The organism is Butyrivibrio sp. WCD3002 (assembly GCF_000424265.1).
Classification (GTDB): Bacteria; Bacillota; Clostridia; order Lachnospirales; family Lachnospiraceae; genus Butyrivibrio.
In genome coordinates this window covers 482,860-504,268 of the sequence record NZ_AUJO01000001.1, presented here as the reverse complement: position 1 = coordinate 504,268, position 21,409 = coordinate 482,860, and the positions used below count along the sequence as shown (strand labels likewise).

General features: G+C 40.3%; 20 protein-coding genes. All 20 read right to left on the bottom strand.

Annotated elements, in window-relative coordinates; all coding sequences use genetic code 11:
- Positions 1-29: 29 nt before the first annotated feature.
- The 20 genes from rsmD to G608_RS0101985 all read right to left on the bottom strand — a co-directional run bounded on the left by rsmD (position 30) and on the right by G608_RS0101985 (position 21,408).
- Positions 30-584: a 16S rRNA (guanine(966)-N(2))-methyltransferase RsmD gene (gene rsmD, locus G608_RS0102080; RefSeq protein ID WP_026494622.1), complete on the bottom strand. Its 555-nt coding sequence runs from the start codon at positions 582-584 to the stop codon at positions 30-32.
- 9 nt (positions 585-593) lie between these two features.
- Entirely contained in the window at positions 594-2,831 is a 2,238-nt protein-coding gene (locus G608_RS0102075) for a DNA gyrase/topoisomerase IV subunit A (protein WP_026494621.1), read from the bottom strand.
- A 24-nt stretch (positions 2,832-2,855) separates the two neighbouring features.
- Positions 2,856-4,778: a DNA gyrase/topoisomerase IV subunit B gene (locus G608_RS0102070; protein ID WP_026494620.1), complete on the bottom strand. Its 1,923-nt coding sequence runs from the start codon at positions 4,776-4,778 to the stop codon at positions 2,856-2,858.
- Positions 4,779-4,829: 51 nt separating this feature from the next.
- Complete coding sequence (locus tag G608_RS0102065; RefSeq protein ID WP_026494619.1) at positions 4,830-5,699, bottom strand: DegV family protein; 870 nt, start codon at positions 5,697-5,699, stop codon at positions 4,830-4,832.
- Positions 5,700-5,780: 81 nt separating this feature from the next.
- Positions 5,781-7,835 (bottom strand): ATP-dependent DNA helicase RecG, encoded by a 2,055-nt coding sequence (gene recG, locus G608_RS19550; protein ID WP_051208779.1) that lies wholly within the window; start codon positions 7,833-7,835, stop codon positions 5,781-5,783.
- A 12-nt stretch (positions 7,836-7,847) separates the two neighbouring features.
- Positions 7,848-9,593, bottom strand: coding sequence for a DAK2 domain-containing protein (locus tag G608_RS0102055; protein WP_051208777.1), 1,746 nt, complete (start codon positions 9,591-9,593; stop codon positions 7,848-7,850).
- A gap of 53 nt (positions 9,594-9,646) precedes the next feature.
- The gene (locus G608_RS0102050; RefSeq protein WP_026494617.1) at positions 9,647-10,009 is read right to left on the bottom strand and encodes an Asp23/Gls24 family envelope stress response protein; all 363 of its coding nucleotides are present in this window, start codon (positions 10,007-10,009) and stop codon (positions 9,647-9,649) included.
- A gap of 144 nt (positions 10,010-10,153) precedes the next feature.
- A complete protein-coding gene (gene rpmB, locus G608_RS0102045) occupies positions 10,154-10,339 on the bottom strand; it encodes a 50S ribosomal protein L28 (protein WP_026494616.1) in 186 nt (61 codons plus the stop codon).
- Between the two features lie 148 nt (positions 10,340-10,487).
- Positions 10,488-11,021 (bottom strand): J domain-containing protein, encoded by a 534-nt coding sequence (locus G608_RS0102040; RefSeq protein ID WP_026494615.1) that lies wholly within the window; start codon positions 11,019-11,021, stop codon positions 10,488-10,490.
- 28 nt (positions 11,022-11,049) lie between these two features.
- Positions 11,050-11,442 (bottom strand): GerW family sporulation protein, encoded by a 393-nt coding sequence (locus tag G608_RS0102035; protein WP_026494614.1) that lies wholly within the window; start codon positions 11,440-11,442, stop codon positions 11,050-11,052.
- A gap of 20 nt (positions 11,443-11,462) precedes the next feature.
- The gene (locus G608_RS0102030; protein ID WP_026494613.1) at positions 11,463-12,524 is read right to left on the bottom strand and encodes a hypothetical protein; all 1,062 of its coding nucleotides are present in this window, start codon (positions 12,522-12,524) and stop codon (positions 11,463-11,465) included.
- Position 12,525: 1 nt separating this feature from the next.
- Positions 12,526-12,861 carry a hypothetical protein gene (locus G608_RS0102025; protein ID WP_026494612.1) on the bottom strand — a complete coding sequence of 112 codons (336 nt, stop codon included), beginning with the start codon at positions 12,859-12,861 and terminating at the stop codon, positions 12,526-12,528.
- Between the two features lie 11 nt (positions 12,862-12,872).
- Positions 12,873-14,306, bottom strand: a complete 1,434-nt coding sequence (locus G608_RS0102020) for a peptidoglycan D,D-transpeptidase FtsI family protein (RefSeq protein ID WP_026494611.1) — start codon at positions 14,304-14,306, stop codon at positions 12,873-12,875.
- Positions 14,284-15,675, bottom strand: coding sequence for an FtsW/RodA/SpoVE family cell cycle protein (locus G608_RS0102015; RefSeq protein ID WP_026494610.1), 1,392 nt, complete (start codon positions 15,673-15,675; stop codon positions 14,284-14,286). The genes G608_RS0102020 and G608_RS0102015 overlap by 23 nt, the downstream gene beginning before the upstream one ends.
- A gap of 3 nt (positions 15,676-15,678) precedes the next feature.
- Complete coding sequence (locus G608_RS0102010; protein WP_026494609.1) at positions 15,679-18,027, bottom strand: peptidase U32 family protein; 2,349 nt, start codon at positions 18,025-18,027, stop codon at positions 15,679-15,681.
- A gap of 42 nt (positions 18,028-18,069) precedes the next feature.
- Positions 18,070-18,477 (bottom strand): cell division protein ZapA, encoded by a 408-nt coding sequence (locus tag G608_RS0102005; protein WP_196810114.1) that lies wholly within the window; start codon positions 18,475-18,477, stop codon positions 18,070-18,072.
- 163 nt (positions 18,478-18,640) lie between these two features.
- The gene (gene ruvB, locus G608_RS0102000) at positions 18,641-19,663 is read right to left on the bottom strand and encodes a Holliday junction branch migration DNA helicase RuvB (RefSeq protein WP_026494607.1); all 1,023 of its coding nucleotides are present in this window, start codon (positions 19,661-19,663) and stop codon (positions 18,641-18,643) included.
- A gap of 57 nt (positions 19,664-19,720) precedes the next feature.
- Positions 19,721-20,338 carry a Holliday junction branch migration protein RuvA gene (gene ruvA / locus G608_RS0101995; protein ID WP_026494606.1) on the bottom strand — a complete coding sequence of 206 codons (618 nt, stop codon included), beginning with the start codon at positions 20,336-20,338 and terminating at the stop codon, positions 19,721-19,723.
- Entirely contained in the window at positions 20,335-20,877 is a 543-nt protein-coding gene (locus G608_RS0101990; protein WP_081677253.1) for a Gx transporter family protein, read from the bottom strand. Before G608_RS0101990 ends, ruvA begins: the two co-directional genes overlap by 4 nt.
- A 12-nt stretch (positions 20,878-20,889) precedes the next feature.
- Positions 20,890-21,408, bottom strand: a complete 519-nt coding sequence (locus G608_RS0101985) for a GNAT family N-acetyltransferase (protein WP_026494604.1) — start codon at positions 21,406-21,408, stop codon at positions 20,890-20,892.
- Between the last annotated feature and the right edge of the window lies 1 nt (position 21,409).

The following is a 21,409-nucleotide window of genomic DNA, read 5'->3' as shown; positions in this document are numbered from 1 at the left end:
CCTTTCAAATAATTCCCCCTCATACAGAATTATTGTGAACACTTACGAAGGAAAACGTGCTGATTAGATTTATAGCGCTTTTCCCTTGTGATTTCGAATCCCTGATCTTCAAATACTGATAAATCCATATCAAGATTGCACTCAGCGATTATCATCGTATATTCAGTAACGTAAGGAAGCTTGGCAAGAAGCGCAAAGGTCCTCTCGTAAAGACCGCCCTCATAAGGAGGATCGATAAAAATAATATCCACCTCAGCTTCACGAACATTTTTCAGTCCCACAAGTACATCCTGCTTAAGGACAGTAGCTCTATCCTCAAATTTCGTGGTCTGTATGTTCTGATTGATACATTTTACAGCCTTAATATTGTTTTCGATGAAATAAGCCTTTTTAGCTCCTCTTGATAAAGCCTCGATTCCTATTCCGCCGCTTCCTGCGAAAACATCAATAAATACAGCCCCTGGAACATCATTCTGGATCATATTGAATAAGGTTTCCTTTATTCTGTCCTGTGTGGGTCTTGTATCATTGCCTTCAGGTGTAACAAGCTTAAGGCGTCTCGCCTCTCCTGCAATTACTCGCATAAATACCTCTTAAATTCTAATCTTTGTACCCTTAGTATCTCTATTTGCTATCTTAAGGTGATCAAGATTAAGCTTCTTGCCGTTATGTTCAATGGCTTTTTCCTCTGTTTCACCAAGATAATAAACATCTCTTATAGTGTCCTTACCGGTAAGTCTCATACCGCGAACACCTACTGCGCCCTTCTTTTTCTCAGGAACATCCTCTGTCTTAAATCTTAAGAAGAAGCCGTTCTCGGTCTGAAGAACCACAGTACTTACATCATGTATTGAATGAACACTTACTACTTCATCACCATCATTCAGCTTGGTTGCGGCAACAGATCTTCTAGTAACATCGAATTCACCGCCATCTACAACCTTCATATTAGCCTGCTTTGTCACAAACATAATTCTGTACAGATTAAGTTCAGACTGGCTGGCAACATTTATAATCTGATCCTTTGTAGTGTCAAAATCGCTGACATTATCAATAGGAACACCCTTATCTCTCATCTTTCCCTGAGGAAGATCCATGGCTTTTATTGTGTGAAGATTACCATTTGCAGTGAAAACACAGATTTTGCCGGTGTTTTTCATAACAAATGAATACTTAAAGTCATTCTTTATTGTCTCAAGGTTCTTGTCATAGGTTGTGACATCAATAGTCTTTGCATATCCGAATCTGTCCATAAGGAATGCAACATCAATTTCCTCAATGGGCTTTTCCTCATAAACAGCATCTTCCACATTGTCGATTACTGTCTTTCTCTTAACGGCATACTGTTTTCTTATCTCAGTAAGCTCGTTCTGGATAACCAGAGACATAGACTCATGGTCCTCAAGAATATCCTCATAGCGATAAATCTTGGCTATTGTATCCTCATGCTCCTTAACAAGAGCGTCGAGTTCAAGACCGATGAGCTTATAGAGTCTCATCTCCATGATGGCTTCAGCCTGTCTCTCTGTGAAAAGAAGCTGAGCTGCCATGGCTTTTGATGCTTCACTCTTAAATCTGATTCCGTTCGTATTACCGTTTACAAGGCAATCCTTAGCCATTGCCCTGTCTTTTGAACCTCGAAGAATCTCAATTACTATATCAATTACATTGCAGGCCTTAATAAGACCTTCCTGTATCTCTTTCTTTTCCTGTTCTTTTTTAAGTAAAGTTGTATACTTGCGTCTTGCTGTCTCAAACTGAAAATCCACAACAGATTTCATGATAGAGGTAAGAGACATGGTCTCCGGTCTTCCATCGCAGATAGCAAGCATATTCACGCCAAAGGTATCCTCAAGCTTTGTCTTTTTGTAAAGGAGATTTGTAAAGTTCTCTACATCGGTATCCTTCTTAAGCTCGATAACAATTCTGATACCTTCCTTTGAGGACTGGTTTGAAATGTCGACGATATCGTTGGTGATCTTCTTTTCAGCAAGCTCAGCAACATCAGAAAGGAATTTTCCGATACCTGCGCCGATCATAGTGTAAGGAATCTCAGTAATAACGAGATTGATATGTCCTGCTTTTCCCTTTTCTACAGAAACAGCTCCTCTTATACGAATCTTACCCTGGCCTGTCTCATAGATTACTCTGAGATCATCCTTATTAATGACAATACCACCGGTGGGGAAATCAGGTCCCTTAATGTATTTCATCAGCTGCTTGGTGGTCATTTCCGGATTCTGCATATATGCAATCTCAGCATCAATGACTTCGCCAATATTATGAGGCGGCGTACTTGTAGCCATACCTACCGCGATACCTTCGGATCCGTTTATAAGGAAATTAGGTATTTTTACAGGTAAAACTGTGGGCTCTCTTTCAGTCTCATCAAAGTTTGGTACAAAGTCCACTACATCCTTATCAAGGTCTGCAAGGAAATTCTCCTGTGTGATTCTGGCAAGTCTCGCCTCTGTATAACGCATTGCAGCTGCGCCATCGCCTTCGATATTACCGAAGTTACCATGGCCATCAACAAGCGGTACTGATTTCTTGAAATCCTGGGTCATTACAACCAGTGAATCGTAAATTGAGCTGTCGCCGTGGGGGTGATATTTACCCATTGTATCGCCGACGATACGTGCACTCTTACGATAAGGTCTGTCATATCTTATACCCAGCTCATACATATCATAAAGTGCTCTTCTCTGTACAGGCTTAAGTCCGTCCCTTATATCAGGAAGTGCTCTTGATACAATAACGCTCATGGCATAATCAATATATGATTTTTGCATTATCTCCGAATACTCAGAGCGAATAAGTTTCTCTTCCATTTTGTCCCCTTAAAACTATATCTATCAGGCATCAATATCAGCATCTGTCGCGTGCTGATGTATGAATTCTCTTCTCGGCGGAACTTCGTTGCCCATAAGAAGTTCTGTCATATGTGAGGCCATCTTGGCATCCTCAATCTCCACGAGACGCATCATTCTGTTCTCGGGATCAAGTGTGGTCTCCCACAGCTGCTGAGGATCCATCTCACCAAGACCCTTATATCTCTGTAAGGTGAAGGGGCCTTTGTGAGTCTTACGATATTTCTCAAGGGCAGCATCATCATAGAGATACTCTTCCTTACCCCTTGAAGGCATAGCCTTGTAGAGAGGCGGCATAGCAATATAAACATGTCCCTCGAAAATAAGCTCAGGCATAAATCTATAGAACAATGTCAAAAGCAGAGTTGCGATATGTGCACCGTCAACGTCCGCATCGGACATAATTACAATCTTGTCATAACGAAGCTTACTTATATCAAAATCATTACCGTAACCTTCTGAAAAACCACAGCCAAAGGCATTGATCATGGTCTTGATCTCAGCGTTGGCAAGAATCTTATCTATGCTGGCTTTCTCAACGTTAAGAATTTTACCTCTGATGGGTAGAATAGCCTGGAATTCACGGTTTCTTGCCATCTTGGCACTACCGCCCGCAGAATCTCCCTCTACGATGAAAATCTCACACTTTGAAGCATCCTTACTTATGCAGTTCGCAAGCTTTCCGTTGGAATCAAAGGAGTATTTCTGCTTGGTAAGAAGATTGGTCTTTGCCTTTTCTTCTGTCTTGCGGATCTTTGCAGCTTTCTCCGCACAGCCGATGATTGATTTAAGGACTTCCAGATTTCTATCAAAATATCTTGAAACCTCATCACCTGTAATCTGCGATACAACCTTGGCCGCATCCTGGTTATCAAGCTTGGTCTTAGTCTGACCTTCGAATCTGGGATCCGGGTGTTTTATACTTACAACAGCAGTCATACCGTTACGAACGTCTGCTCCTGTAAAGTTATTGTCCTTTTCCTTTAGAGTACCAATACCACGTGCATATTGGTTGATAACATTGGTAAACATGGTTTTAAAGCCGGTGAGGTGTGTTCCACCCTCGGCGTTATAGATGTTATTACAAAATCCAAGAACATTCTCATGGAATTCGTTGACATACTGGAATGCTACGTCAACAGAGACGCCGTCCATCTCGCCGCTAAAGAAAATAACGTCAGTGACAGCTTCTTTTGATTTATTCATATCGCGAATAAAACCGGTAATGCCCTCAGGTTCGTGGAACTCGATATATTCCTCTGTGCCCGGTCTGTCGTCGATATATATGATTGTAAGATCCGGATTAAGATATGCAGTCTCGTGGAGACGTGATTTGATATCCTCCTCACGGAATCTTGTTTTTTCAAAAATTTCGGGATCGGGTAAAAATGAAATGGTTGTTCCATGTTCTCTGGTCTTACCAACGGGTTCAAGAAGTCCGTTTTTTAGCTCAACAGTGGGAACGCCTCTTTCATAAGCATCCTCATAGATATAGCCGTCAGTTTTAATCTGAACTTTCAGCCATGTGGAAAGTGCGTTAACAACGGATGAACCTACACCGTGAAGACCACCACTGGTCTTATAGGCAGCATTATCAAACTTACCGCCTGCATGGAGCATAGTCAGAACTACTCGCTCTGCTGTTACTCCCTTGGCATGCATACCAACGGGAATACCACGACCGTTATCTTCAACGCTGGCACTTCCGTCCTCATGAAGTGTTACAGTAATCTGACTGCAATGTCCTGCAAGATGTTCGTCAACCGCATTATCTACAATTTCATAGACAAGGTGATTAAGACCTCTTGTGGAAACACTTCCGATATACATGCCGGGTCTCATTCTTACTGCTTCAAGACCCTCTAAAACTGTAATGCTTGACGCATCATAGTTATTATTTATTGCCATAAAAATTACCCAACCTTAAAACTTTTTTCCTCAAAATCAGAACTTATCTGATTAAATATGTATTTTTCTGGAGCATGCTATTGCAAGAGCTCCGGGACCGATATGACAGGATACAACCAGTGAAAGCGGATCCAGATGCATATCATATCCGGGGAAAGCCGCTTCAACCTCGCTCTTAAATTCCTTAGCCTTATCAAGATCGTATGTATAAGCACCTGAAAGATGTATGTCCTTTGCATCAAGACCGCCAAAGCGATTCTCGATATCAGACATCATCGCATTTATCATTATGTTTTTGCCCTGGTTAACAGTTCTTGCCTTGGCAAAAGCATCAAGCTTTTCACCCTGAATCTGAAGTACCGGCTTAAGCTTTAATAAAGTACCAAGAGCAGCTGCCGCAGGCGTTATTCTTCCACCCTTTTTAAGATAATAAAGCGTATCAAGCATAATATAGATACTTGATTCAAACTTCACCTCTTCCAGCTTATCCTTAATCTCTTTTCCACTCATGCCCGCATCACGGAGCATTATAGCATCAAGCACTGACTGTCTCATGGTAACTGAGATTCGCTGATTGTTAACTACAAAAACTTTACCCTCATAATCATCTGAAGCAAGCATGGTAGCTGTCTGACAAGAGCTTGAAAGGCCTGAACTTAAAGGAATATAAACAATTTCATCATATTCTTTAAGAGTCTTATCCCAAAGCTCAAGAAGATTACCGGGGCTTGGCTGACTGGTTGATACATCTGCTCCGTCAGCTAGCTTTTGGAAAAACCATTCCTGTGTTAGGTTAACACCCTCTAAATATTCAACACCGTCTATCATAAATGGTGTAGGAATTACAATAATGCCGAGAGCTTCTCCATCTGCAGGCATAATGCCGCTATTTGTATCTGTTATGATCGCAACTTTTGACATATTTCCTCCAAGTAACCATTTGTCACTTCAATAACACTATATCTTGTATTTTAACATTACATACTCTACTAAATTTTACTTTTATAAAGCTGTAAAGTCAAATGAATTCGATATTGCCCACCGCTTTAATGGAGCATTTTCGTCAAGAACAAGATCCGGGTCTTCTTTCAATATTCTGTCAACATATGCAGCAGCTTCCTTTATAAGAGCAGCATCCTGATAAATATCCGCTACATGGAAGGACATTTCGCCGCTCTGTCTTATTCCGAAAAGATCCCCGGGACCTCTCTGCTTTAAATCCTCTTCTGCTATTAAGAATCCATCATTTGAGTGATTCATTATCTCAAGCCTGTTCTTTGCTTCTTCTTTTCCCGAGGTATTAATAAAAATACAGTAGCTTTGATGCTTTCCACGTCCAACGCGGCCCCTAAGCTGGTGGAGCTGTGCAAGGCCGAATCTCTCTGAATTCTCGATCATCATGACTGTAGCGTTAGGTACGTTTATACCTACTTCGATAACAGTTGTGGAAACAAGAACATCTATTTCACCCATAGAGAACTTCTCCATTACTGCATCCTTTTCCGCAGGCTTCATCTTTCCGTGAAGAAGTCCGATTCTTATATCAGGCAAAACTGATTTCAGCTTTTCACTGTATTCAGTGACATTTTCCAGAGAGCTGTTTTCACCCTCCTCAATCATGGGACAAATTACATAGCACTGCCTTTTCTGCATAACCTGATCGTGAATGAATTTATATGCCGTTGGCCTGTACTCCCTTCCAACGACGCAGTTCTTTATTGGAATTCTGCCACCCGGCATTTCATCCAAAATTGATACGCTCAGATCACCATAAAGAATAATAGCGAGTGTTCTCGGAATCGGTGTTGCACTCATTGCAAGAATATGAGTATTATATCCTTTTTCAGAGAGCTTCTCTCTTTGCTTTACTCCAAATCTGTGCTGCTCATCGGTTATTACAAGAGAAAGCTTGTTATAGCTTACTTTTTCCTGTATCAAAGCGTTTGTTCCAACTATACAGTTGCATTCTCCGCTTTCTATCAGTGCATAGGCCTCTCTTTTTTCCTTTGCTGTAAGTGAACCTACAAGCAATACCGGCTTTAAACAAAGTCCATACTCCTCAGACATTTTTACAAAAGACTCATAATGCTGTCTTGCAAGAACCTCTGTGGGAGCCATTATTGCGCCCTGATATCCGTTTGCAGCTGTGAAAAGAAGTGCCATAAATGCAATGATTGTCTTGCCGGAACCTACGTCGCCCTGTATAAGGCGGTTCATAACATGGCGTCCCATCAGGTCGGATTTTATGTCATTCCAGATTGACATCTGCTTTCCTGTAAGCTCGTAGGGAAGCTGTTTAAGGAGTTTTTCGATTTCATCGGATTCGTTGTAAACATAATCATTGATAGATTCCTCAGACTCACGCTTAAGGAATCTGATTTTCAATATAAATTGGAGAATTTCATTAAAAGCAATTCGTCTTCTGGCTACTGTGAATTCATCCATATTTGCAGGAAAATGAATTTTCCTTACAGCCTCTGAATAATCCATGAGGTTAAGCTCGCTTTTCATGCTTCGTGAAAGAGCATCCTCGAGATATGGCGTGGCAGAAATTGCCTGTGTCACTGTTTTTATCATTAGCTGATTAGATAAACCCTTTACAAGAGGATACTTGGGCTGCATCGTGCCCATGACCTCAATATAATCCTCATATTTATACATTTTGGGCTGCTCCATAACGAAGTGACTGCCCTTTTTCTGTACCAGACCTCTGAAAACATAAAAGGTTTTGGACTTTATGTTATTTACCATGTAAGGCATATTGAAATAAGTAATATTCATCTCACCTGTTGCATCCTGAGCCTTAAATGCCAGAATGCTGAGATTTCTTACGCGCCTTACTGCAGCCTTACCGGAAGTGCAGACTCTTACAGCCGCAACCTCACCTTCCGTTAAATCAGCAACATTAATAACAGGACCGCAGATGTCATAATCCCTTGGGAAATAATTAAGAATATCCTCTACAGTCCTAATTCCGCACTTTTCAAAAAGGGCGCTGCTTTTATCGCCAACGCCCTTTAATGATGATACATGTTCAATTAAAGATGGATTTTTCATCTTCAAGTTATATTACTCCGCACTCACAATATAGTAGTAAATCGGCTGTCCGCCGTACTGAACCTCTACATCACACTTAGAGAATTTCTCAGAAATACGATCGCTAAGTACATTTGCTTCGTCTTCACTGATATCTGAGCCATAGTAAAGGCTGATAAGCTCAGTTGAATCATCAGCAATCTTTTCAATCATCATAGCAGTTACATCATCAATGCTACTGCCAACACCAAGAATGCCACTATCACCGATTCCCATATAATCGCCCTGCTTGATGGTTACGTCATCTATCATGGTATCTCTTACCGCATAGGTAACTTCACCGGTCTTTACAGCGCTGATTGCTTCATTCATGGCTGCTTCATTATCCTCAGCCGGAATATCAGGAATGAAGTTTATTGCTGCTGTGATTCCCTGAGGAACTGTCTTTGTGGGGATTACAACTATCTTCTTATCTGATTCGTTGTCTTCCATCATCACTTTAGCCTGGTTTGCTGCAAGTATAATGTTTTTGTTGTTAGGAAGAACGAAAACAGTGTCAGCATTAACCTTACAAGCTGCATCATAAATATCAGCTGTGCTGGGGTTCATGGTCTGTCCGCCCTCTATTACATAATCAACGCCAAGGCCTCTGAAAATCTCAGCAAGTCCATCACCTGCACAAACAGCAACGAAGCCCATCTCTTTATGCTCTGTTGGAACTTCAGGCTCCTGTTCGCTTGATACGCTGCTTACTGTACCATCCTTAAGAGGAATGTTATCACCTGCATTATAAGTAGGTGTTGCTTCAGCTGCGCCATTAATCTCTGTTTCGATCTCAGCATATTCACCGCTCTCATTCTCATGGAAAAGCTTTTCACGGTGCTCCATTCTCATGTTGTCAATCTTCATGTTTGAAAGCTGACCATACATAAGAGCTCTCTGAATAGCAAGACCGGGATCATTTGAATGTACGTGAACCTTACAAATCTCGTCATCAGCAACCATTACGATACTATCGCCGATTGACTCAAGAAATGCCTTAAAGTCCATCTCCTGCTTAATATTCAAAGGTTTGCTCAAAAGAACGATGAATTCTGTACAATAACCGAATTTGATATCGGTCTCAAGCTCAGCAGCAACCTGCTTCTTTGATACGGGTGTTGCAGCAGCCTCATCGACCTTATAATCGACATCTCTGCCCATGTAAAAATCAGCAGCACCCTTGAGAACCTGAACAAGTCCCTGTCCGCCTGAATCTACAACGCCGGCCTGTTTAAGAACAGGAAGCATTTCAGGAGTCTTGGCAAGAACTTCATCTGCATATTTAATGATCTCTTCAAAGAAAGGTCCAAGGTCTGTAGCACCTTCCTTAGCAAGCTCAGAAGCCTTCTCACTGGCTCCCTTTGCTACTGTAAGGATTGTTCCTTCCTTGGGCTTCATAACTGCCTTATAAGCAGTCTCTACAGCCTTTTCAAAAGAAGCTGCGATTATTGTAGCATCAAGCTCTGAATAATCTCTGCATCCCTTGGTAAAGCCTCTAAGGAGCTGAGAAAGAATAACGCCCGAGTTACCTCTTGCACCTCTCATGGCTCCGGAATAAATATTCTTACAAAGTGTAGCCATATCTACATCATCCGGCAGCGCCTGAACGTCCTTTGCTGCAGACATGATGGTCATTGTCATATTGGTACCTGTATCTCCGTCAGGAACAGGAAATACATTTAATTCATTAATCCACTCTTTTTTTGCATTCAAATTGCTTGCGCCGGCAAGAAACATTTTCTTAACCTGTGACGCATTAATTGTGTTACTCAAAGTTAAGCCCTCCTTGATCAATCGATGACGCGAACGCCCTCGACAAAGATATTTATCTTTTCTATTTCAAGGCCGGTGAACTCCTCAACCTTGTATTTAACATTATCAATAAGATTGTCAGTTACGGCTGAAATACTTACGCCGTATGCAACGATTACATGAAAATCCAGAGTCAGCTTGCGACCCTGTCCAATAGAAACGCCAATTCCCCTTTTGATATTGTCTTTTTTCAAAAGACTCACAAGTCCGTCTGCTACATTGACATTAGCCATGCCAACGATACCAAAGCATTCATTAGCAACTGCGCCGGCATACTGAGCAATAACTTCATTGTCGATAGCAATATTCCCCAGATGGGTATTTATTGAAGTAGACTTCATCCTACACCTCCATAATCGCATATATAAGGACATTATACAGTAAGGAGTCCCAAAATGGAACACGAATTTACATTATGAAAAATTCAAAGAAAAAAAAGGATTCACCCGCAAGTGAATCCTTAAAATCTTTCTTACCAGAACGGATTATGCACGCTCAACTTTTTTAGATCTGAGACAGCTTGTACATACATTCATTCTCTTTGAGCCGCCTTCAACCTTAACAGCAACCTTATGTACGTTTGCATTCCAAACTCTATTTGTTTTTCTATGGGAATGGCTTACGTTGTTACCGAAATGAACGCCCTTGCCGCAAACTTCACATTTAGCCATTTTGACACCTCCTTATAAGCCATATTTTAAATCAAATGCTACAGCGAACAATTGAAAAATTAAACTTTTGTCCGCAACATTATCTATATTAACAGATATTATAAGAAAGTGCAAGCGAAAATTTAAATATTTACAATTTACAATAAACTTACGCTTTCATATAAGCATCGAACTGTCTTAAAAGTACATTGTATTCCTGATTAATCAGGTCACACATCTCATGATCACCCATCAAATTATCCGGATGATAGATCTTCATAAGATCACGATAGCGCTTCTTTAAAGCAAGTAGTGAATTCACGCCCACAAAGAAAATCTCTGCACGATGATATTCATCGTCACGGATATACCCTTTCTCCTGCTCAAGCTTTTTCCATTCACGCTCAATAAGCTTCTTATCAGCATTCAGTTTCTCAAAGCCATCCTTGAGGATCTCAATTTGCTGATCAAACAGAGCCTGCTCATCTTTAAGCTTCTGCTTATCGTGCTCAAGCTTGCTTCTCTCTCGCTGGATACCGATTCTGAAGTTACCAACCTCTTTTTCGATCTCGGCAATCTTCTTATCGACCATTGCCTGCTCCTGCTCGAGACGCTGACTCTCTTTGTAAATCCAGAGCTTCATCTCAAGAAGCTCTTCCTCCGACGCAACATCAATACGTTCTTCACTAATGAACTTTTCCATACGGAACCCCCTATACTAACTATGAAACTCAGGTTTCATCCTCAGGAAAAGCGATACTTTCAGCCTCCTCGTCGCTCATCATATCGCCACCTTTGTTTAAGAAACGATCGGCTATATCAGGAACAAGATCCAATACCTTAGTAACAGCATCCTGGTTCTTGATGTTTACAAGCTTTGTCTGACCGTTTTTGATTACAAGAATTGCGCTGGGTGACATTTTTGCCGCAAATCCGCCCGCGCCTGAGTTCTTTTTATCACCATCGCTTGCACCTGCGCCAACACCAAAGGACACATCAACAAGCGGAAGAATGATCGTATCGCCAACCTTTGTAGCTTCTCCAACTACCGTTTTAGAGCCAAGCATAGTGTTCATACCATGCATAAGTGAATCGATTACACCGTTAAAATTATGCTCTCCCATATAAAAAACTCTCCCCTAAGTTATGAATTGAATATCTTTTTAAAGCGTCTTAAAGTCTTTCTGATATCTTTATTAAAATAAAATACCGCTGCAGCCCAGACTATAGTAACAAGTCGGATCTTACCCTTTATCCTGACTGTTCCTGATAATACAGGCTTTTCAAAATCCGGTGTAACAAAGACTTTTCCCGCAAGTATCGGATATAATACTCCGTATGCGGCAAGTATGTCTGCCGTTACTGTCGGATCGCTCATGCCTATATGCAGATTAATACTGCATTTCTTCGGAATGACCATTTTTAAGACACGTAAAATCTGCTTTTTAGAAACCTTAAAAGCTCTCTTAAAAATGTCATTTTCAAGCGTTTTTTTAATCATGTCTATCTTAGCATAAATGCTAGATATTGTACATTTAATTTTTTGGTATACATTTTGTGGTGCTTTTATAATTGCAACCACAATATCTTTTATTTTCCTGAGGACATCAATAAAACCGCTCTTCTCATCATCCTCTTCATCTTCAAAATCATCCTCATCTATTTCGTTTTCTGATTTTGAGTCCTCATTTTCAGAACAATTAACACCATCATTTATATCGACATTTTGACTTTCTTCCTGAACTTCATTTTGAATTTCATCTTTAGACTCATCAACATCTGATTCTGATGCATCAGAGGCGTTATCTGCTTCCTGCTCTGAATCAGAGCCTTCAGATTCTTTATCCTCAAAACCCTCTTCCATCTCGTATGGAAGCTCCTGTTTCGAATTATTCTTGCCTGTACTATCTTCTTTGTTTTTCTTTGGGAAAACCTTAAAGAACAAGACTTTTACGGTAAATTCCATATCCTCCGGATACTCGATATATCCTCTTACAAGGTGTAAAAGGAAACTGAAGCCTGCCTTTGCATGTATTCGTTCCTTTAGCTTTTCGACTTCCGTTTCAAGATTAGTTTCTTCAATGTCAGCATTTACGTAGTATCTTATCGGAACAAACAATACTAAAAGGAGTACAATCAGAAGTAATGCAAGAATTACAAGAAGTACTATCCCTATTATTTTTAAAATTGTCAGAAAAAGTGACATCCTATTCCCCCAAAACTGTATTTAAATACCCCTTTAAATCGCCCTCCATCCCACAGGCGGCAGCTTCCTCACTGATTTTTACGATGAGATCAAAAGCTTCTTCTCTGCTTCCCGCAATTCCATAAACAAATGCAGGATGCTTTTTGTAGTATTTTTGTTTTAAAAACGCACAGTGAGTAACCTCCAGCTGGTCATTCTCATTTAAGGCGGAAGTAATAACATAAATAAGGAGCTGACCGGCACCATGCTTTAGTTTCCACTTCACCTTTGCGGAGTTTTTTATGGATTCACCCACATATAAATTTTTATAAAATCTGCAATATCCGCGTATAGACATATATTCTCCATTTATGAGAAGTACTTATCAAAAATTCTCTTAGCTATGGGCACGGCAAATTCACCACCGGAGCCCGCATTTTCTACTATTATGGTAACAGCAATTTCCGGATTCTCATAGGGTGCAAATCCTGTAAACCAGGCATGAGAATCTGAGGTTGAATCCTTAAATTCGGCAGAGCCGGTTTTTCCTGCAGCCGTATAGGATTGTCCCTTTAATTTTGAAGCTGTTCCCTTTTCTACAACTTCATGCATTAGGTCTCGCAAAAAAGTAGCTTCTTCCTCAGTCATAAGCCTTTGCTTATCATTTTCGTAAAAGCTTTTTATTACTTTTCCTTCTGCTGTGACAACCCTGTCCATAACTCTGGGGTTAACCAGTTCTCCGTCATTTGCTATTGCAGAAGTAATGAGATGCATATGGAGAGGCGTCACAGTGGTTTTTCCCTGTCCGATTCCAAGCTGCATAATATCATTATCGCTCAGTCCTTCGTTACATATTGCCGTAGATTTCTTATGGTTCATCTCCCACGGAAGCTCACTTCCGAATAAAAGTCCGGATAAGGTATTGTTAAATGAGTCCCTATCCAAAGTAACAGCCATATTGGCGAAGGATGAGTTACAGGACTTTGCAAAAGACAACGTAAAATCGACATTCCCATGACTCTCACCGTGGAAACAATTGATGGTGCTGTCTCCAAAAGTGAACTTACCGTTACAGCTATAATGATAATTCTTATAGTTTTCACCGTTTTCCCTGAAATACTCAAGTGCAGTCAATATCTTGAAGGTTGATCCCGGCGGATAAATTCCCTGTGTGGCTCTGTTGAGAAGCTGGGTATTATCTTCATCGGTAGTCATCTCTACCCATTCCTTATCCAGATTGTTGGGATCAAAATCCGGCTTGGAAACCATCGCAAGTATCTCACCTGTTCTTACATCAGAAACTATCACAGCGCCTTTATGGGCTGAAAGTGCTTCATAAGCAGTTTCCTGCAGTTTAGTATTAAGAGTTGTATAAAGATTGTCTCCCGGAAACTTTTCTTCATTGCCATAGGCATTTGCTTTTGAGTTTATGGAGATATTGCTGTTTATAAGATAATAGTTAGCCATATCTTCAATTCCGCTCCTGCCGTGGGACGAAAAGCCAATTATATGAGCGAAAACTTTTTCGTAAGGGTATTCTCTTATCTCATCCCCATTATCATCTTTAATAGTTCTGGCAAGAATCTGGTTATCCGCAGAGTATATTGAACCTCTGGAATTTTGCTTTTTCAAAAGTGCCTGATGGGTGTTGTAGCTGTTATCCATCATCTCCTGCTTGTTAGAAATAGAAAACACACAGATATAGCTGATCATTAAAGCAAAAAGCACTATGAAAACAGAACCTATGAAACCTATGGAATATAGATTTTTATTCTTTTTTTCAGTCTGATTTTCTTTTTTCATTATTTAATGCCTTATTTTTCAAGGCTGCCTCTTTCTTTTTATCTAAATAAGCCTGATATCTTTCATCACTTCTAACCAGGCACTCGCCCTCAATAAAAGCAAACATAACTATAGATACCAAAACGGAAGTTCCTCCATAGCTTACAAGAGGAAGTGTTACTCCCGTAAGGGGAATAAACTTGGCATTTCCCCCTGCAGTAAGGAAAACCTGAAAAATATATGTAACTCCAAAGCCAAGGCATAAAAGCCTTCCGAAATCGTTTTTAATCTTATATGCTTCCCTTAGCACCATAACAAAGGTTGAAATGCAGATAGCCAGCAGGCAACAGGAAAATATAATGCCAAGCTCCTCTGAAATTGCAGCAAAAATAAAATCCTCTTCAACGAAAGGAATCGATGTGGGATTGCCTCCGTAAAGGCCAAGACCAAACAGACCTCCGCCGCTAATTGCAAATAGGGACTGGGTTATCTGATAGCCTCCGGTTTCTATGTCAGCCCAAGGATTAACAAATGCCGCCACTCTGACCTGAATGTGCGGAAAGAGCTTGTATGCAACGACACTTGCAAGGCCTCCAAGGGCAAATCCGGAAATAAAATACAAAGGATTTCCTGTAGCCACAAGCAGGATACACATATATACAACAAAGTAAATAAGCGCACTTCCAAGATCCTTCAAAAGAACCAGTATTATCACATGAGCAGCTGCTAAAACAGAGCATAATGCAACAGTCTTAAAATCAGTTTTCATGGATAACACTGAGGCGGTAAAAAATACGAAAAACAGCTTTACAACTTCAGTTGGCATAAAGGATATACCTGCAATTCTGAAATTGATCTTTGAACCGTTAGTAACTGTTCCGTACACCAATAGCACCGTCAGTAAAATCAGACCGGCCAAAGCAAACACATAGCCAAGTCTCTCCAATACTTCCAGCCTGAATATTATCTCAGGAATAAGCAGCGCAATAACAATAGAAAAAGATGCTATCATAAACTGCTTTATTCCCTTCCAATAGGAAACTCTTGTAATCACAAGCATTCCAACCATAAGCATGAAGCACATATTATGGATTATCAGCCTGTTTCCTTCCGGATAAATCATCTTATAAAGCGAAATTGTCATTAGAATTACAAGGGTCTGAATGGCAAGCAGAAGCAGATATCTCTTACTTCCTGTCTTTGCAATAATCTGAATAAAACAGGCAAATTGTGTAAGAAAAAGAAACGCCGTCTGAAAACCGTATATCCACCCGCGTCTCTTTTCTCCCTTATAAACAAATACCAGGAAACTGAAAAATGTATAGAAAATAATACATCCCCCAATTACATACTTGGCTATCTCAGATAAATAAAAATCAAGTATCCCCAAACTTTAATCTGCGCTCCTCTCAAAATGCCCTGTCGTATATTCCATACTTAGGAGCTTTTCTATGTACATATCCTTATCTTTTCCTGATCCGAACTTTAAAAGCTCCCCATAGCCTTTAATTATATCCCTGCTCAGATCCGGCTTTTCAGTCGTCAGATCGACTCTGAAGCAGGTACTGAATTTCGATGAAAAACTGTTAAGCTTATCTGCCTTTTTAAATAACGATACCGGTACGCTGTTCCAAATGATATTGGTACAATACCTGCAATCATAGGTAACGGGCATGGTTCGACCGGTTCTGTCATTTATGAAAATAGTCTCATAGGACACTTCACCGCCTCTTTTTCCCGTGCAGTCACCAAAGGTATTCCTTATGCAGTTTGCAGTGTGCATCATGGGAACTCTTCCGTAAACCTGAAGCATCGCTGTAGGAAGAGAAATCTGCTCATGCTTTCCTGTTGAAATCACATGGCTGTAAATAGCCTTCATCGTATCATTCATCTCGAAAAAACTCAGTTCAAGCGGCAGTGAAAAATCAGTTAATCCGTGATGCTTCAGTATTTCACTATAGAGCTTAAAGGCTTCTTCGTTCCAGAGATAAAGACCATAATCCGGAATAATTCTTCCCTTATAGCCGTAATTTAAAGCAAATGAAAGCTCCTCAAGATTTCGAACCACAATGCCATCAAGGCCATATTTTTCGGCATAATCAAGAATACGCTTTAGATCATATCTGTCAGGTATTCCCTTTTCACATCTAAGAACATATGGTAGCGCCGTAAATACTTCAGCTCTTCCAAGATCCGGAAGTTTCTCATCTAAAACAAGTAATCTGCTATCAACTATTACTCTGTCTATATTTCCATTATTCATACTCTCAGCAGAAACAACCTCAAGTTGAGCTTTGGTCATTACACTTACGCAGAGAGTAGGCTTATTTATAAAGCTTTTTAATTTATCAGGTTTATATTCATTATTCTTTGGTCTATCACAAGTAGATCTTTCAATAATTTCATAACCACGACTTTTTATTATTTCTTCCTCAAGGGAATTAGCAGCATTTCTTCTAAGCTCATTAAGCGCTTTTACAGGCATGAAAATTCCGGCTTCATCCAAAGTAATATCACAGGATGCAACTGAAAATTCGGAATTTCCAAATTTTAAAAGCTGCTTTTTGCAGTCTTCCGGTGCCATGGGCCTGTTCTGAGCAACCTGAACCACATCACCCTTAACAGTGGCAGAAACTATGCCGTTTTCCGTATTGGCGCTAAGTGTCAGGGTTGCCTCTTTACCTGCAAGTAATTCACATTTTAAATCTATTGGAATCAGCTTTTTAACGGATAAGTATTTCTCACCAACCTCCTTAAGAACCTCTTCGTCAGATCCGTTATAGGAAGGATTCTCAAGGGTGACCATATCCTTACTGTTGTGCCTGAAATAATATCCCTCACCTATTTCAGACCGCAGATAAAGACTGGATAAAATCTTCTTATCTCCTGCATTTGAAAGAAGCTTTACTGTTCCCTTTTCTTTTCCGGATGCGATTGCTTCGTAGTATTTATCAATAAACCTTCTGTAAACGGAGGTTACACCGGCCGCGTACTCTGGCTTTTTCATTCTTCCTTCGATTTTGAAGGAATTTATCCCGGCTTCTATCAGCTCAGGAATTCTATCAACCATGCACATATCCTTAAGGCTTAAGGGATAGCACTCTTTTCCGTGACCGTTAAGCTTATAGGGAAGTCTGCAGGGCTGAGCACAGCGTCCTCTGTTACCGCTTCTTTCACCTACCATACTTGAAAAAAGGCAGGCTCCTGAATAGCTGTAGCACATAGCGCCATGAATAAAGGCTTCGATTTCGATGCCCTTACCGTCTAGCTTTTTACAATATTCATGAATACCGTGAATCTCATCAAGGGTAAGCTCTCTTGCCGGCACTACTCTTGTGGCACCGAGCTCCTTCAAAAGTCTTGCACCTTCGGGACCCGTTATTGTCATCTGGGTGCTGGCATGTCTTTCAACCCATGGAAATTCTTCGCTGATAATTCTAAAAACTCCAAGATCCTGGATGATAGCACCATCAAGCCCCGCATAAGCGTAAGGCGCAAAGAAGTCCCTAAAAGAATCTATCTCATTTTGCTTAAGTAAAATATTGGTAGTAAGATAGATCTTTTTTCCATGAAGATGGGCATATCTGATAGCAGATATAACTTCTTCCTCTGTGAAATTGTCAGCAAATGCTCTTGCACCAAAGCCCTGACCTCCGAGATATACGGCGTCAGCTCCGGCAGCAAAAGCGCCCAGCATGGTCTCATAATTACCTGCAGGGGCAAGTAGTTCAACTTTGTTCATATTTTTCACCGAAAAAGGCTGCCATTACCGGCAGCCTTCACATTACTTTTTCAGAGTCTTAAGCTCTGTTTCCATCTGAATAATCTTTCTTGAATCCTCTGTAATGTCAGACTGAAGATTCTTAACGTTTTTCTCAGTATTTTCAAGCTTTATCTGAGTCGCGATAAGCTCATGCTTAATGTCGTAAAGCTCCTTTTCCTTGTCACTGAGCTGACCCTCCAAAAGCTCTATCTGTTTCTTTGCCTTGAAGTAGTCATCAGCAATATTAAGCTGAAGCAGAACATTCTGAGTATCGAGGGGCTGTCTCTTAAAGCCCTCCATCTTGTTGTAGTCTGCAATCTTATTATTTATATATGAGGCAACCTTCTGTAAGTATTCCTCACTTTCATATCCACTTAAGGTAAAAACCTTTCCCCCAATGATAACCTCGGTATCTGTCTTAGAAGCCATAATTTCCTCCCCCGAAAAAGTGTTATGAATGAATTATATACTTCTTTTAGCCCCTATTTCAAGAGAAAATCCAAGAATTATATAATAAAAAACCTACAATATACTGTATTTATCAGATATTATACCACAATATATATTGCAGAAAAATATATTGTGGGTTAAATTATTCAAAATCAAGTCCCAAATGCTGATATGCCAGATCTGTAACTACTCTGCCCCTTGGAGTTCTGTTAATAAGACCATTTTTCAAAAGATAAGGCTCATAGACATCTTCTATTGTTCCGGGATCTTCACCGATGGAAGCTGCAAGCGTATCAAGACCTGCAGGGCCACCGCCAAATTTCTCAATAAGAGTAATGAGAAGCGTTCTGTCGTTGTGGTCAAGACCCAGTTTATCAACATCCATAAGGTCAAGCGCAGTCTTTGCAACATCTTCTGTGATAACGCCGTCATACCTTACCTGTGCATAATCCCTTACTCTCTTAAGAATTCTGTTGGCAATACGCGGCGTTCCGCGGCTTCGTCTTGCCATCTCTCTTGCTCCGCCTTTTTCTGTCTCAACATCAAGAACCTTTGCAGATTGGAGAATAATGTTCATAAGTTCTTCAATCTCATAAAACTCCATTCTGTAGAGCATTCCAAATCTGTCACGAAGAGGTGCTGAAAGCATGCCGGCTCTTGTGGTAGCACCAACCAGTGTAAAATGAGGAAGATCAAGTCTTATGGATCTTGCTGTTGGTCCTTTTCCAATCATAATATCAATCTTATAATCCTCCATTGCAGGATATAAAACCTCTTCAACCTGTCTGTTAAGGCGATGAATCTCATCAATAAAAAGGACATCCCCTTCCTTCAGGTTATTGAGAATAGCTGCTATTTCACCGGGCTTTTCAATGGCAGGTCCGCTTGTAACCTTGCAGTTTACTCCCATTTCATTGGCAATGATTTCAGCCAGTGTGGTTTTTCCAAGTCCGGGAGGACCATAGAGAAGAATATGATCAAGACTCTGACATCTCTGCTTTGCTGCTTCTATTGAGATATTCAGATTATCCTTTATCTTCTGCTGACCGATATAATCGGCAAGCTTCTTAGGACGAAGTGATCCCTCCAGCTTTATATCTTCATTTGTAAACTCAGCATTTGTGGTATTTGATTTTGCTGATGTACGAATAGTTCTCTTTTCCATAAAAATCTCCATAAAGAGTTATGATTTCATTTTAATATAACGGCACAAAGTCATAAATCAGAATAATTCCTTAAGCGCAAGCTTCAGAATGCCTTCAGTATCCGAACTGTCCACGTTTCCTGAAGATAATACCTTTCTGACGGCCTTTGCCGCTTCCGTGCCGGAATAGCCAAGAGCAACAAGTGCTTCAATTGCCTCGCTTTGCGGCTCGTTATCAGCTGAAGGAAGAATGGAATCCGCATCTCCCGATACTTTTCCGGAAGTAATATCCTCTGCGGAAATCTTGTCATGAAGCTCCAACACCAGTCTCTCTGCAGTCTTTTTACCAACACCTGGAGCTTTTGCTATAGCTTTTGAATCACCTGACAGAATTGCGAATCTAAGATCATCAGGTGTCATCACCGATAAAATCGCCTGCCCGCCCTTAGGCCCTATGCCGCTTACACTGATAAGAAGCTTAAAGAATTCAAGCTCATCCTTTGATAAAAAGCCATATAAATTCATAGCATCTTCTCTGACACTAAGATAAGTATAAAGCTTAACAACCTCGCCCTTTGCGGGAAGTCTGTCTGCAGTATAAGCTGATATAAAAACGTTGTATCCGATTCCGTTAACATCTATAACTGCAACGGTATCTTCAATCTGATCCACAATTCCGTTTAAATATGCAATCATCTATTCTTACTCCTGATAAAAGTTTTATTCAAATATATACCTAGCTTTTCAGCGATAAATCCGTTTAAAAAACCGGTTATGGCACCTGAAATAAGAAGCGCAGGCAGATAAAACATTATTCCAGAGGTTTTCACAATAAATGCAGCTACAAAGAGCTGCGCAATATTGTGAGTTAATCCGCCTACAACACTTACCCCTCTCATGTCCAGAAGTCCCGTTTTCTTAGCGATTACCATAAATAAAAAACTTATTAGCGCGCCTGATATAGAGAACAAAATTCCAAATAAATTCCCAAATAAAAAGCCGCTTAAAATAATCCTTAAAACATTAATAACAATGCCTTCTTTTGCACCATACCTGTATATAAGGATTACAACGGCCATATTTGGAAGTCCCAGCTTCATTCCGGGAACTCCAAAGGGAAAAGGAATCAAAGACTCGATATAAGATAAGATAAGCGAAAGGGCCAGCATAAAGCCCAGAATAACAATATAAGATGTTCGATTATCGTCTAATTCTCTCAACTGTTCCTTTTTCATACCTATTACATTTTATCGAATTAGCTTCTCCATGTAAATCATGTCATAACATCTGCCGAATTTCCTACCACATTCATTAAAGGTTCCGCAGAGCTTATAACCCATGTGCTCGTGAAAACGCATGCTGTTGTTGGTAAGATACTCATCCTCTTCCTTTGTGTAAGCTATACATGCATAAAGATTTACAACTCCCATCTTTAAAAGCCTCTCTTCAATTGCTTCATAGAGAGCTCTTCCTGCACCAAGGCCGTGATAATCCTTATCAAGATAAATACTGAGAGTTGCGCAGTGATCGTAGGCTGCTCTGTCTACAAAGGTGCTGGCATATACATAGCCTATGATTTTTCCTTCATACTCAGCAACAAGATAAGGATATTTCTTTAAAGTATTGCTGATTCTGTTACTAAAATCCTCAAGAGTAGGATCCTCTATCTCATAGGTAATAGCAGTTTCATCGACATAATAATTGTATATTTCAAGGAGCCTTGACGCATCATCAAGGCTCACCTCTCTAATTGTAATTTTTTCCATA